Below are 13,987 nucleotides of genomic sequence, written 5' to 3'. Positions count from 1 at the left end.
GCAGTTGCCGATCTTTATGCAAAAATATTATCCGGCTTGTAGGGATGTGTGCCTTCAATCACCTCAACCCCTGCTTTGGCTTTGATTTTATTAATGAGTACTTCTTTATGGGGACAATGATCCGTGATACAGGGTGCCACATGAACTTTAGTTATTTTTTCATCCATGGGTTTGTTCCATAAACTGATCTGGGCCAGGCGGGTGACAATGGTTGCTCCGGGGCAGTCCCCACAGTTTAAAAGTCCGATAAGCTGTGCATCCTGATCCTTGTATGCGGCAAACTCACCTTCTCTTCTGTTGAATCCCACCATGCATCTGCTGCATCCGATACAAACGTCGTCCATTGCTTTTTTACACCCAACTATAAGTATTTTTTCCATTTAACTCCTCCGAAAGAATAGCATTATTGATTGCTTTCTTGTATTTGCAATGCCTGTGCCAGTCAAAAAAAAGGAAAAAAATTAAAAATTACTCTTTTCATATCAAGCTGTTATCTCCTGCCCACCTTTGAAATAAGGCGTTACAAATTGATTGAGAAATCAAAATAGTCGCATAAGGGAAACTTAAGTTCTCAATCTTGCAATCAATTAATGAACCAAACTTATGGATATTTTTTTTGTCCGATATGGCTTTGAACTTGAAAATCAGCAGTGCAACCGGAGGATCAATAAATAAAAATTTTACGCTGAAAGGATTGCAACTTTAAGTTCTCAAAGTTGCAATCAGACGCTGCGGGATATTTAAAAACCCAAACATATCCAAAACATGCTTAATGACAAGGTCCGATGACAGCAAACAATCACAGGACAGTCCTTCCTCCTGCAACACGGCAATCCCGATGCAGGCCGCTTTAAGCATCATCCTGTCATTTGATCCGTTGCCAACGCAAAGGGTATGCTGTGTTCCAAGCTTTTGAATATAATCAAGCTTGCTTTGGGCCTGGTCTTTTTCCGGGATAATGGTCAGGGCACAGTCAATGCCGTTCAATTGTTTTTTTACAAACCCGAAGGTGTCGGCTGTAATCACATGAAACCTGACCTTGTCTGAAAATTGTTTTATCCCATCTTTAACTCCTTTGATCAAAACACCATCTTTTGCAATGGTTCCATTATAATCAAACACAACATGCTCGATAGTCTGTTGACCGAATCCTGGAATATTTATATCTATCATAAGCAATCCTTTTTAAACCTTATAAAAGTCCTGTTTTATTGTTGTTTGAACTGCCGGTCAGATAAAACCAGCTTATTGTCGGCAATGCGTTTTACCTGATCCATATAATGTGACACCAGGATAATGGTACACCTGCTTTTTAATTCCAGAAGCAATTGCTCAATCACCCTGACAGATGTTTCATCCAGAGATGAGGTTGGCTCATCAAGCAGCAAAACCTGTGGTTCAAGAACCATTGCCCTTGCAATGCAAAGCCTTTGCTGCTGTCCGCCTGAAAGTGTCCGGGCGTCCTGGCAAAGCCTGTCTTTAACCTCCTCCCAGAGAAAAGACCGTTTCAATGCCTCTTGCACTTTTGCCGATATTTGATCCTGATCCTTTTCTCCCATAAGTTTTAAGGGAAAAGCAATGTTTTTATAAATGGTCATGGGCAGAGGATTGGGAACCTGGAACACCATCCCCACCTGCCGGCGAAGCAGGGAAAGAGAATATTTTTTATGATAGATATCTTGAAACCCATTCCCAAAATCAATTTCAACGGTTCCTGTTGCCGTGGCACCATCAACACTCTCCCAAAGCCGGTTAAGGGTCATCAAAAAACTTGATTTTCCCTGGCCTGACGGTCCGACAATAGAAGTTATCACGTTTTTCTCAATCTCAATATTAATATTTTCCAGTATGGATCTGCCATGATAATAAAACCACAGATCTTTTATGTGTATTTTTATTTGTTTTTTCCTCATTATGGTTAAAACCGATTTGGTATTTTTGTGGCAAACCTATTTTTAATCCCGTATGAAACGCCAAACAGTCCGGCACTGATGATCAACAAGATTAAAGCGGCCCCATAGCCTTGCATAAGTTCCGAATGATCGGTATATTCCGAGGCCATATAATAGATATAAAACGGCAGGGCCTCAAAGCTTGAAAAGATTGATTTTGGGACTCCCGCCGTTGCAACGGCCCCGGTGAGCATTATGACGGCCGTATCTTCCGCGCACCGTCCAATGGCAAGAACAATCCCGCTGATAATCCCGGACATGGATGAAGGCAAAAGTACCAGAAAAATATTTTCAAGTTTGGTTGCCCCAAGACAGGGTGCTGTCAGCCTTACCTGCAAAGGAAGACTTTCAAGGGACATCTGGGTTGTCCTGATGATATAGGGCAAAACAAGGAATGACAGTGATAATGACGCTATCAAAAGGCAGGGAAAAATCTGCTCACTGAAAAAATGATGCAAAAATATAGTGATGGAAAACCCGAACAGCCCCACGACAATGGACGGTATTCCGGCAAGAATATCAAACAGCAGGCTGAAAAACCATTTTACTCGAAACGGTGCATATTCCGCCAGAAATATACCCGAGGCAAGCCCTAGGGGAAGGGCAAACCCCATGGATAGGACAACCAGAGACACGGTTCCGGCCATTGCCGGAAAAAGTCCGCCAAACACCTGGCGTTTAAGCAGCAGTGCATCAAAGGGACGGGTATCGGCAAAAATCAGTTCCAGGCTGACTGCCTTATATCCTTTTACGACAAGAAATCCGATGACCATAAAAACCGCCGTGACCAGCAAAAAGGTGCAGATCCACGAAAAAATTTTAAGCATCTTGTCCCAGCAGTTGTTTGCCATTATCCAGGTTTCCGGTCTAAGCTGCGTGCAAGGATAATACCGCAGCTTGTCATCAAATAAAGAGTGATCCCGCAGATAAAAAGAATTTTAAATTCAATACTGTCAAAATCAGCGGCAATGATCAAAGCAATGTGTGCGGTAAGGGTTCTGGCCGAATCCAGCACAGAGGACGGCAGAGCAACACAATTGCCGCTGATCATCAATGCGATGAGCGTATCTCCCATGGCCCTGCCAAATGCCAGTATAATCCCGGTCAATATGCCGCGCCAGGCATTGGGCAGGATCACATACCATAATTTTTGAACCATATTTCCACCCAGGGCATCCACTGCATTTAAATAACTTTGAGGAACCCGGGCAAAACTTTGAGAAAAAAGCAGGATCATTGTGGGTGCAATCAAAAGTGCCAGCATCAAGGAAGCCGACAGAATGCACATCCCGGAGCCGTAGACAAACCATTCGCGTATAATGGGGACCAGCAAAAACACCCCCACAAATCCATAGACGACTGTTGGAATAGCTGTCATGAGCTGAACGATTTTCTTTAACAGCCTGCCCGGTCCGTCCGGCCTTACAAGTTCAATAAAGATGGAGCATCCAAGGCTTAGCGGGAAACTGATCAACAAACTTAAAAGGGAAATATAAAGGGTCCCTACAATCATGGGCAGGATACCGAACTGCCCGTGGTCCGGTGACCAGGGCGCTGTAAGAACATCAAAAAAAACAGCGTTCTTTAACACCGGCAGGCTCAACACGATCATAAAACCCAGTACGGCAAGGGTTACCGCAGCACTAAAAACAGATGCCCCTGAAAAGACAAACCCGGCTATGGTGTCTTTACACCGCATCAGTTAACAGGAATAAATCCTTTTTCCACAACAATTTTGCGTCCTTCCGAGCTTAACAGATATTCCATAAACTTTTCAGCAAGGCCTGATGGTTCGCCTTTTGTGTTGCTGTAAAGCCCTCTTGCAACCTTGTATTCCCCGGATTTAACCGTATCCAGTGTTGGTTTCACACCGTCCAGTGTTACAGGTGCAACGGTTTTATCAATATACCCGACAGAAACATACCCAATGGCATAAGGATCATTGGTAACAGCAGATTTCATGGCACCGTTTGAGGTAACAAAATTGGCCTTGTCAGATATATCCCCTTTGTTCAAAGCTTTTTTCCAGAACACCGACCGGGTGCCGCTGGACTTGTCCCGTGTATAGATATTGATGGGTCGGTCATCACCGCCAAGAGCTTTCCAGGTGGCGATTTTTCCGGAAAAAATATCCTGCAATTGTTTGCCGGAAAGAGCCTTAACCGGGTTTTTGGGATTCACCACTGTGGCAACCCCGTCAACCGCCCATTTGACCATGCCAAGCCCGTATTTTTCAATCTCTGCATCGCTTGCCCGTCTGCCGGAATTTCCTATATCAACCAGCCCTTCTCCCACCTGTTTGATCCCGGCCCCGGAACCACCACCTGCAATGGTGATCTGTAAATCCGGGTTAATGGTCATGATACGTTTGGCCGCCTCCTTCATGACCGGAATATGTGCGGTTCCCCCGGAAATCCGCAACACCTGCTTTTCTTCTGATTTAAAATCATCAAGACCTGCTGCAAAACAAAAGCCTGCCTGAAAAACAATCATTGCCAGGATCAAACTCCATTTAATCGTGCGGTATCCTTTTTTCATTTTTTTCTCCTTTATTCAACACTTGATCATAAAATATCGTCATCCAATCCAAAGGGCTATTCAGTATCCACATCTAAAAAACAAATCAAATTGATTATTGTGATACAAATCAGGCAAACATATCAGATATATCTATACACCCCCACAAAAAAAACACTTGCCGGGTACCTGCAGTCTTCCAGAAACTCCCTGGCTGAAAAATTTGTCTATACTATACCTGGTATTCTTGCAAATTTTTAAATACCGAACTTAACACGGTCATATTATTGTCTGGATTAATTATTAGCCTGGATTACAGTTCCAAAATAACTCAACCTAAATTGAATTATCCAATTAAATAATTGGTATTGTTATTTGTTTAAAATATTAAAGATACAGTTTGAATTATTGAATATTGGAAGAGTCAACCTTAATGCAAGTATGTTTGACTTTTGGAATTCGAAAAAACTTCTATGTTGTGGTTTGAATGATTTCAAATTTTCAAATAAAGTGTGGACTGACAAAGATAGTCTGGGGGTGTTCATTCTGTTAAGAAAAAAGAACCTGTCGGCAAATAGTCTTCTATCCAATTTACCTCGGTATGGTCAAACAAAACTTTAGATATTTGATCAATATTAAAATGGCGCCATGGGATTCTCCGAATTTTCGTCCCGGGAATTCGGAGAATCCTATGAATGATTATTTTACCGCAATAAGTTCAACCGTGAAAATCAATGTAGAATATGGTTCAATCATCCCCCCACTTCCGGTTGGACCATAAGCAAGTTCAGATGGAATATACAACTCATATTTTGAACCCTCAGCCATAAGTTGAAGCGCTTCTGTCCAGCCTTTAATGACGCCATTCAGTGGAAAAGTTGTTGTTTTTCCGCGTTTGTACGAGCTGTCAAAGATTTTACCTTCAAGTGTCTTACCTTCATAATGCGTTTCAACGGTATCTGTGGCGGCGGGTTTTTTTCCGCTTCCTTTAGTGATAACTTTATACTGAAGCCCGCTTTCAGTTGTTTTAACCCCCTCTTTTTTACCGTTTTCTTTCAGAAATTTTTCTCCGGCTTCAATGTTTTTTTTCCCGGCTTCCATCTGCTCTGCCTGCTTTTTGTCCTGCATGGCTCTTTGAAAATTTTGCATAATGTGCTGCATTTCACCAACAGGCATCTGGGGTTGTTCTCCTTTGAAAGCCGCAATAAATGAATCCACAAAAATCTCAGGATTTATTTCAAAGCCCTGTCTTTTAAAGTCACCACCGATACTTTGCCCAAGAACATAACTAACCTTATCTAAATCAACTTTCATTTTAATTCCTTATATACAAATATTTGATGAAAAGTTTATTAATATACACAAAAAGCAATCAGATTGCATTATGCTAAAATTATTTTTCGACATAATTTCAAGAATGAATATACTTGGTAACCTGAAGAGGTTCTGGCCGGCAATTTCACAGGCCCGGGCCATGCCTTTGATGGCATGGTTGTTGGCTTCAGTGCCACCGGATGTGAAAAAATTTCATCTGCCCGGCAGTTCAAAAAAGCGGCCACCTGCCTGCGCGCTGCTTCTACGGCTTTTTTGGCTTGGGTCGATTTGAAATTTGAAACAATATCCAGCACGATCATATTCTCCCGGATCAGGGTTGAATTGGGATGGGGGCAGTCGCTAATCTTTTCTCCTTCGATAGTCTGGGATAAGGCCTTTGGAATCTGGTCCAGAAAATAGACGGGCGGGGTCAACTGCCGGGGGGCCTTTGGACAACTCCAGGTCAAAAGATGCCTCCATCTCTTCCCTGGAAAGGTCCATGCCGTTGAATTCCATCACAACATGGTTTTGCCCTTTTCAACATGAAGGGAAACATCTGACAGGGCCAGATGATTGCCATAGCTAAGTCCCAAATTTTTGATTTCAATCACTGCGTATCCTTTACCCTGGGTTGGCTTTCCAGATAATAGCCCAGAAAAGTTCCCAAGGCAAGGCCGCCTGTAACGGCCATTACCGCTATCTCAAAAGTCAGCCACAATCCGCCGGCCATATAGTTCAGGTTGTCGGAAATAACGGAAAAATCCATAGACTTAGGAATTATCCTCTCCGCCGAATCAGGCCGGGAACGGCCAATTGCTTTTCCACCCGCCACATGCCCAGAGCCACAGCCTGAGCAATGGCCAAGTAGCAGAGGCTGGCGGCTGTTGTGGTTTCAAGGCCGTGCCAGGTAAAAGAATCAATGACATAGGCCGTATGGGTAATTTCCATAACACAAATGGTCATGGTCAGGGCGGAGTTTTTAAAACAGGTGAGAAACTCTGTCGTAAAAGCCGGTATGATGATCCTGAACGCATAGGGCAGGATCACGTATCTATATACCTGGCCCGGCCGCAACCCCGTTGCATATGCGGCCCGATATTGGTCTTCGGGGATGGCCAGAAGTCCGGCCCTGAACTGCTCAGCCACCCTTGATGCCGTATACATGCCAAGCCCCACTGCCCCGCATAAGAAGGCATAATCCGGAACCGTGTCATAGACCCAGGCCTGGACGGTCCGGGGCAAAAGCAGAGGGGCGGCAAAGTACCAAAAAAACAGCTGGACCAGGAAAGGAATATTCCTGAATATCAGGACATAGCCAAGGGCTAAGACACGGGCTGTCTTGCTGGGATAAACCCGGCAGGCGGCTATGCAGATGCCAAGGATCAAAGCCAGACACCATGCGACCAGAGAAAGTCCGAGAGTGGTCAAGATTCCCTTGATCATCATAGCGCCATATGGCTGGCACCACAGAACAGACCAGTCAAAAGTATAATTCAGCAAAACATATCTTTGAGCCTAAAGTGGCTATTCAGGATAGCTTAAGGATTTAAGCAGCACCTTGTATTCGTCGGTCATGGGCAAAGGAACCACTCCGTCTGGACCGAACCATTTGGTATACAGCGCCTCAAATCGACCATCCTTTAGCATGTGAATAAAGGCTTTGTTGACAAAGTCACGCCATTCCCCCTGATTTTCCGGCAGGATGATGCCGTAGGGTTCATAGGTCAGGTACTTGCCAACGATCTTCCAGTCTTCTGGTTTTTTGGCTTTGGCCCGCATCCCGGCCAGTTGACTGGCATCAGTAAAATAGGCATCAATCTTTCCCTGCTGGAGAGCAAGAAATCCCTTGTTATGCTCTTCAAACAGAATTTTTTGGCAGGCCGGCTTTATCTGCCCCTGGGCAATGGCACGGTCCATCCCTTTGATATTAGCTGTTGACCCGGACCCCATGCCTACCCTTTTGCCTCCGATATCGGCAAAGGAGGAAACAGGGCTGTCCCTGGGTACCAGAAGCCGGGTTCCCGTCAGGAAATAAGGCAGACTGAAATCTACAACATCTTCCCGGGCCAGGGTAATGGTAGTAGAGCCGATGCCCATTGCCACCATATTGCGCCTAAGAGCTTCCTAATTAAGATTCGTATTCCTTTTTTGTCAAAAATCAGAATTTATATGGCATAGAGAATAAGAATTATCCAATTGATAATTATGATGAACGTTTGTAAGATTATTGAATTCTCCTATGTAGGCAAGGCATCTGATCAGTTGTTTATCAGCACTTCCATACTAAAAATTGTTTTATCAACACTGGTGAGTTGGAAGCGATAGAGTGGGAATAGGAATTTAAAAAATCATCGTCAAATACTTTTAGGCAGGGCTGGTTCGGACAAAACAGCACTAATTCATCAATAATTATTATGTTGTGAAAAACAAATAAGTTATATTCTTTTGAATGGTTTTATAAAGAAAGTTGTGTTGACCATAATTTTTGATAACAATATTCATGGATTTTTCATAGGATAAAAGTGCCTCATCCCATGCACCAGATTGATAGTATAGTATGCCAAGGTTATTAAGGAGTTTGGCGACAAGGCATTCCTTTTTTAATTCCATGGCTAATGAAAGAGCCTGCTTGCAATTGTGAAACGCTGAATCGAAATCACCATTATTCCCGGCAACCATCCCTGAACGACTTAAGGTGCCGATCAATTTAAGCATTAATTTCAGTTTTTGTTTAGGCAATCCATAATTATTTGATTTTTTGTTAAAGGACATTGACGACCTCCTCTGACCATTTTTTAATTACCAGAACTTCAGGGGTACCATCAATTAGGAGTAAACTTCTATTACATCTAAAATACCACAAAAATAGGTATATGTCGATTCCTTATAACAAGGGCTTCATGGTGATCGCATATAAGTTTGGCATGGATTTTGAGAATGGATATGGATTTTGATATTTGTAAATTCATTTGAGTGTAACCTAAATGCGTAGAAGTTTAAAAAATAGGGCGTGTCCCACCTTTTACATAAGGGGATTATTGGGTTCGATAAAGCAGGCTCAAAATTAAAGACATAAGCAACTTTTATGAAAATTTGATCGTTTTTTCAACTGACTGAAGAAGATAAAAGGTACAGATATCGGTTCTGAGTTGCCTCGATATCTTTAATATTTTTCACTGAGGACTATGTCAAAAACAAAGTTGCCTCAATGCTGAATTTCAAAACCCCGGACTATTATTAAATAGTCTGGGATTTTAAAAACTGGAAACAAGTCCCGCATTTTTCGGTTGGTGGGGATTTTATCCATCAAACAGATAATCAACCTGTTAATAGAAAAAAAATTAGTGATTGATTACAGTTGTGACTAATTATACCTGCATTAACTACTTGAGAGCCTTAAGTATAAAAGATATCAAAAGAATACATCAATGGATCTTTCATATCCAAATAAAATAGATCTTTCTTGATATAGATCAATGCAAGACCAGTTAAAAAATGATAATGTTTGATTATAATAATAAAAAAGATGCATTTATATCCGGTTGATTTAAACATTACTATTGAGTGCTTTTATTATATTATGTTTTCCGCGTGAACTGAGAATGTTTTTACCAAGGGCTTAGACCCTTAAAAAAAAAGGTGCATAAGATGACTATCCCAGGCAAACTATTAACAACAGCAATGGCGGTCATGCCGCATACAGATATAAATCAGGCTCTTAAAACTGCTTTAAGCCTTGATATTCCATTCTGGCCACAGTTACCGAATTACAGTTACTATGAAGATATGTATGTGCAGGCAGCAGAACATTTTCCGGGAATACTGCTTGATATGGAAAACAAAACGTTACGGTTCTCCATGGATAAATTCATAGATGAATTTGAAGAGACCATGTCCCACTTTGAAGACCTTGAATATTTTGATGTCAGCCCTGCTTATTCTTCAGTGTATCACAAATTTTTAGATGTTGATCTCGTGGATAGGCCCGCGATCAGAGGGCAACTTGAAGGCCCTGTCAGTTTCGGCTTTAATGTTCTGGATCAGGATGACCGCCCGATATTGTTTGACGATAATATCAGGCCTTTCATGTTTGAAATCATGGCAAAACGGATTAATGTCCAGCTAAAAAAACTGAAAGAAAAAAACAGCAATGCTTTTATGTTTATTGACGAACCCGGCATGCAATTCATCTTTTCAGCAATGTCCGGATATGGAGAACAAAAAGCCAAACAGGATTTAGATCTGTTTTTTTCCACAATTGATGGTCCACGGGGAATACATCTTTGCGGTAATCCGGACTGGGATTTCCTTTTAGGCCTTGATATGGATGTGTTGTCATTTGATGTTTATACCAATGCCCAGGTATTGGCATCCTGCCATCGTTCCATAAAAAGTTTTTTGGACAGGGACGGAATATTGGTCTGGGGGATAGTTCCAACCGGTATTGAAACCTTTGAAAAAGAAAATCTCGACCTGCTTGCATTTAAATTAAATACTATCTGGAATACGTTATCTAACAAAGGAGTGCCGCTGGATCAAATTTTGAATCAAAGCCTGATATCACCTGCTACCTGTTGCCTGGTCAACCAGGATAAGGAAAAAACAGTTGAAAAAGCATTCCAATTAACAAAAAGACTCTCTGAAAATTTAAGAGAACACCACAAATTAATATAAAAGGAAGTCTTCATATATGGACCAGAATGGAATCGAAAATATTAAAAAAAGAATGGCAGAACTTGAAATTTTGATTAACAAAACCAAAAACAGACTGCCTGCTCATTCAACCAAGCCTCCTGTCATGATGGATCTGCTTGAGTATGAAGATGAATATGATATGTTGTTTAAAAAGCTGAATGAATTGAAATCCGATCAATAAACATGAAAAATGACTCAAAATTATCCTTAGTATGTAAGAAAATTAAATTTTCTTGTTATTTCGATAGAGGGGTTGACAGACCCAGCCTTGTTCGGTTATTCGTCCCTTCAATAAAAACGACTGATATTGAAAGTTTAAATATAAGGTAAATTATGTTTGCTAAAACTGCTGATGAACTCAGGGAAATGATACGGCTAAACCCAGGTGCCTCCCCTTCCACCTTCCTTATGGACGATTCCTTTGCAGCCTGGTGCTATGACAATAGAGACCCTTTATGGCTCAAAGCTGCATTCAACCGGGATGCAGACCTGAATGACTGCCGCAATTGGGGTATTTCCGCCTCTGAGTGGAAGACCAACGTGGAGATGGCAGGCCTGGCCCTGGCGGGAAAATAATAAAAAAAAGGGCAAGAATAATTATCCCTGCTCATACGATTCAACCTGATAGAAGCCCATTATGAATCTTTGATTCAGGAGTGGAGCATTCACCTTCCTGTGTATCATAAGCTTGGTATTGCATTAATGAATAAACTTAAAAATAAATATATTCAGCAATGTTTTTTTCTGATATAAAAAGCATCCGATATTTCACAGCAAATTAATAGGAAATAAAAAATGAAAATATGTTTTCCGGTTGAATCAGATAAAGGATTAGAGAGTGAAGTTTTCGGCCATTTTGGTTCGGCTCCACTCTTTGTTGTTTTTGACACAAAAGCACAATCAACAGACACAATTAGCAATCAAGACTTAGGTCATGTACATGGCATGTGTAACCCTCTAAAAGCTTTAGATGGAAAAATGGTTGATATTATTATTGTTGGCGGTATTGGTGCCGGTGCTATCAACAAATTAAATAAAATGGGAATCAAAGTTTATAAAGCTTTAAAAGGCACGGTTCAAGACAATATCAAATTGTTTGAAAGTAACACAATGCCTGAAATGACTTTAGAACAAACCTGTGGAGGTCATACGGGTGGATGTGGACACCTATAAAAATATCTGATTTTCCACAGGCACTCAAAAACCCTGACCAAAGAGATATTTCTTTTTCTTGCAACCCACCCATTAGATATGGTAATTTTACCGTTTTTTTTGGAGCGGTAAAATGGTTCATCTGACAAACATCTCAAAACAGCACGGATCTCAGATTCTTTTTAAAAATGCCAGCCTGCAAATCTTAACCGGTACACGGACAGGACTTGTGGGTGCAAATGGCACAGGCAAGACAACAATCTTCCATCTGATCACGGGAGAAGAAGAAGCAGATGATGGAGAGATCTCCTGTTCAAAAAAAATAAAAATCGGTTACTTTTCCCAGAATGTGGGGGAGATGTCCGGCGGCTCAGCCCTCTGTGAAGTAATGTCTGCTGCGTCCGACGTGGTGATGCTGGGCGAAAAGATGAAACAGATGGAAGCCGCCATGGCAGAACCCATGGATGAAAGTGCCATGGAAATCCTGCTTGAAAACTACGGGGATGCTGCCGAGGAGTTTGAAAATCGCGGCGGGTATGATCTTGAAACCCGTGCCCAGACCGTTCTAACAGGCTTGGGAATAGGACCTGACGACTATAATCTTCCTGTGGAATCCTTTAGTGGCGGATGGAAGATGCGCATTGCCCTGGCAAAGATCCTGATCATCAGCCCGGATGTCCTGCTTCTGGATGAGCCCACCAACCATCTGGACATGGAGTCCATCATCTGGCTGGAGAACTGGCTGATCAATGATTTTAAGGGTGCTCTTCTGATGACATGCCACGACCATGATTTCATGAACAAGGTTGTGTCCCGGACTGTTGAAGTGGCAAACCACACCACCACCACCTATGGCGGAAACTATGATTTTTATATTCGGGAACGGGAAATCAGGTTAAAGCAACTTGTGGCAAGCCACAGGCGCCAGCAGGAGATGCTTGCCAAGGAAGAAAACTTCATCGCCCGTTTCAAGGCCAGAGTATCCCATGCTGCCCAGGTACAATCGCGTATCAAAAAACTGGAAAAAATAGAACGAATTCAACTGCCGGAACAACAGAGGGTCATTAAATTTGAATTTTCAGAGCCGCCACGTTCAGGTGATGACGTTGTACTTCTGGATAAGCTTGCAAAAACATGGGAAACCCCGGACAGAAAACCCAAAACCGTATTCAGTGATATTTCCGGGCTGATCAGCAGGCAGGATAAAATTGCCGTGGTCGGAGTCAACGGTGCTGGCAAATCCACATTCCTGAAGGTTCTGGCAGGAAAAACAAATCCGACACAAGGCATCGCAAAAGTCGGAGCAAGTGTCAATATCGGTTATTTCAGCCAGCACTCCATGAATATTCTCGATTCAAAGAGAACCGTTTTTGAAACTGTTCAAAATGCCCTGCCCCGTGCTGGAATGGGTGTGATAAGAAACCTGTGCGCCGCATTTCTCTTCTCGGGTGATGACGTGGAAAAACGGATAGACCAACTATCAGGCGGAGAAAAAAGCCGGGTGGTTCTGGCAACTCTCCTGGGACAGCCGATAAATTTTTTAATTCTTGACGAACCCACCAACCACCTGGATATCCAGTCCAGACAGATACTGCTCCATGCTCTGAAAAAATTTACAGGAACCCTTGTTCTGGTAAGCCACGACCGGCATTTTCTCCGCTGCCTTGTGAATCTGGTTTTCGAGATCGACCGGGGAAAAATGACTGTATACAAAGGTGATTATGAATACTATCTTTCAAAGACCGGACGGGATCACAGGCAAATATAATCATCCGTATCTGTAACGTTATTTTTTAAAAAAAAGGTGCATTAATGGTTAAATTAAATATTGTGTTATTAGAGCCGGAAATACCTCAGAATACCGGAAATATCGGCAGAACCTGTAATGCCATGGGTGCAGTTCTGCATCTAATAGAGCCTTTGGGATTCTCCATAGAGGATAAATATTTAAAACGTGCCGGGCTTGATTACTGGAAAGAGCTTAATGTTAAATATTATAAAAACTATGCGGATTTCCTTGCAAAAAACCCACAGGGACAGAAAGTATTTATCTCGGCAAAAGCCAATAAAAGATGCGATCAGTTCTGTTATGAAGCTGAAGTCTACCTTATTTTCGGCAAGGAATCAGTGGGTCTGCCGGTCGAAATGCTGCTTGGAAATCAAGATTTCTGCGTACGAATACCAATGTTTGCTAACACCAGATCCTTAAATCTGGCCAACACCGTGGCGATCATAAGTTATGAGGTAATGCGGCAACACTCTTTCGCCGGGCTTAAGACCGAGGGCGGCTTACACCATTCTCACGGAAAAGTTCGGAAAAGCATTTTATGACCATTCCGATCACACCATTATAGGTG

The 13,987-nt window shown here is 42.2% G+C and carries 17 protein-coding genes and 1 pseudogene; 6 read left to right on the top strand and 12 right to left on the bottom strand.

Annotation, left to right across the window (positions count from 1 at the left end):
• Positions 1 to 14: 14 nt before the first annotated feature.
• The 12 genes and pseudogenes from TOL2_RS05665 to TOL2_RS05610 form a co-directional block, all read right to left on the bottom strand.
• Positions 15 to 380 carry a CGGC domain-containing protein gene (locus TOL2_RS05665; protein ID WP_014956555.1) on the bottom strand — a complete coding sequence of 122 codons (366 nt, stop codon included), beginning with the start codon at positions 378 to 380 and terminating at the stop codon, positions 15 to 17.
• A 322-nt stretch (positions 381 to 702) separates the two neighbouring features.
• Entirely contained in the window at positions 703 to 1,173 is a 471-nt protein-coding gene (locus TOL2_RS05660) for an HAD family hydrolase (RefSeq protein ID WP_014956554.1), read from the bottom strand.
• A gap of 35 nt (positions 1,174 to 1,208) precedes the next feature.
• Positions 1,209 to 1,913, bottom strand: a complete 705-nt coding sequence (locus TOL2_RS05655) for a phosphate ABC transporter ATP-binding protein (protein WP_014956553.1) — start codon at positions 1,911 to 1,913, stop codon at positions 1,209 to 1,211.
• A gap of 5 nt (positions 1,914 to 1,918) precedes the next feature.
• Positions 1,919 to 2,803, bottom strand: a complete 885-nt coding sequence (gene pstA / locus TOL2_RS05650) for a phosphate ABC transporter permease PstA (protein WP_014956552.1) — start codon at positions 2,801 to 2,803, stop codon at positions 1,919 to 1,921.
• Positions 2,803 to 3,651, bottom strand: a complete 849-nt coding sequence (locus tag TOL2_RS05645; protein WP_014956551.1) for a PstC family ABC transporter permease — start codon at positions 3,649 to 3,651, stop codon at positions 2,803 to 2,805. Before TOL2_RS05645 ends, pstA begins: the two co-directional genes overlap by 1 nt.
• The gene (locus tag TOL2_RS05640; protein WP_014956550.1) at positions 3,651 to 4,490 is read right to left on the bottom strand and encodes a phosphate ABC transporter substrate-binding protein; all 840 of its coding nucleotides are present in this window, start codon (positions 4,488 to 4,490) and stop codon (positions 3,651 to 3,653) included. Before TOL2_RS05640 ends, TOL2_RS05645 begins: the two co-directional genes overlap by 1 nt.
• A 678-nt stretch (positions 4,491 to 5,168) precedes the next feature.
• Positions 5,169 to 5,783: an FKBP-type peptidyl-prolyl cis-trans isomerase N-terminal domain-containing protein gene (locus TOL2_RS05630; protein ID WP_014956549.1), complete on the bottom strand. Its 615-nt coding sequence runs from the start codon at positions 5,781 to 5,783 to the stop codon at positions 5,169 to 5,171.
• 68 nt (positions 5,784 to 5,851) lie between these two features.
• Positions 5,852 to 6,250 (bottom strand): hypothetical protein, encoded by a 399-nt coding sequence (locus TOL2_RS05625; protein WP_041279303.1) that lies wholly within the window; start codon positions 6,248 to 6,250, stop codon positions 5,852 to 5,854.
• Positions 6,251 to 6,390: 140 nt separating this feature from the next.
• Complete coding sequence (locus TOL2_RS25195) at positions 6,391 to 6,549, bottom strand: hypothetical protein (RefSeq protein WP_193787655.1); 159 nt, start codon at positions 6,547 to 6,549, stop codon at positions 6,391 to 6,393.
• Between the two features lie 11 nt (positions 6,550 to 6,560).
• Complete coding sequence (locus tag TOL2_RS05620) at positions 6,561 to 7,283, bottom strand: amino acid ABC transporter permease (protein ID WP_014956547.1); 723 nt, start codon at positions 7,281 to 7,283, stop codon at positions 6,561 to 6,563.
• Positions 7,284 to 7,307: 24 nt separating this feature from the next.
• A pseudogene (locus TOL2_RS05615) lies at positions 7,308 to 7,892 on the bottom strand (transporter substrate-binding domain-containing protein); the annotation flags it as partial.
• 303 nt (positions 7,893 to 8,195) lie between these two features.
• Entirely contained in the window at positions 8,196 to 8,555 is a 360-nt protein-coding gene (locus tag TOL2_RS05610; protein WP_014956545.1) for a tetratricopeptide repeat protein, read from the bottom strand.
• 876 nt (positions 8,556 to 9,431) lie between these two features.
• Between TOL2_RS05610 and TOL2_RS05605 the strand changes: the two genes are divergently transcribed.
• The 6 genes from TOL2_RS05605 (at position 9,432) to TOL2_RS05580 (ending at position 13,961) form a co-directional block, all read left to right on the top strand.
• Complete coding sequence (locus tag TOL2_RS05605; protein WP_014956544.1) at positions 9,432 to 10,457, top strand: uroporphyrinogen decarboxylase/cobalamine-independent methonine synthase family protein; 1,026 nt, start codon at positions 9,432 to 9,434, stop codon at positions 10,455 to 10,457.
• Between the two features lie 16 nt (positions 10,458 to 10,473).
• Positions 10,474 to 10,659, top strand: coding sequence for a hypothetical protein (locus TOL2_RS05600; protein WP_041279302.1), 186 nt, complete (start codon positions 10,474 to 10,476; stop codon positions 10,657 to 10,659).
• A gap of 152 nt (positions 10,660 to 10,811) precedes the next feature.
• Positions 10,812 to 11,054 (top strand): hypothetical protein, encoded by a 243-nt coding sequence (locus TOL2_RS05595; protein WP_014956543.1) that lies wholly within the window; start codon positions 10,812 to 10,814, stop codon positions 11,052 to 11,054.
• Between the two features lie 219 nt (positions 11,055 to 11,273).
• Positions 11,274 to 11,651, top strand: coding sequence for a NifB/NifX family molybdenum-iron cluster-binding protein (locus tag TOL2_RS05590; RefSeq protein ID WP_014956542.1), 378 nt, complete (start codon positions 11,274 to 11,276; stop codon positions 11,649 to 11,651).
• 112 nt (positions 11,652 to 11,763) lie between these two features.
• The gene (locus TOL2_RS05585) at positions 11,764 to 13,398 is read left to right on the top strand and encodes an ABC-F family ATP-binding cassette domain-containing protein (protein WP_014956541.1); all 1,635 of its coding nucleotides are present in this window, start codon (positions 11,764 to 11,766) and stop codon (positions 13,396 to 13,398) included.
• 44 nt (positions 13,399 to 13,442) lie between these two features.
• Positions 13,443 to 13,961, top strand: a complete 519-nt coding sequence (locus TOL2_RS05580; protein ID WP_014956540.1) for a tRNA (cytidine(34)-2'-O)-methyltransferase — start codon at positions 13,443 to 13,445, stop codon at positions 13,959 to 13,961.
• The last annotated feature ends 26 nt before the right edge of the window (positions 13,962 to 13,987 follow it).

The organism is Desulfobacula toluolica Tol2 (genome assembly GCF_000307105.1).
Lineage (GTDB): Bacteria > Desulfobacterota > Desulfobacteria > Desulfobacterales > Desulfobacteraceae > Desulfobacula > Desulfobacula toluolica.
This window is presented reverse-complemented; position numbering and strand designations above follow the sequence as displayed.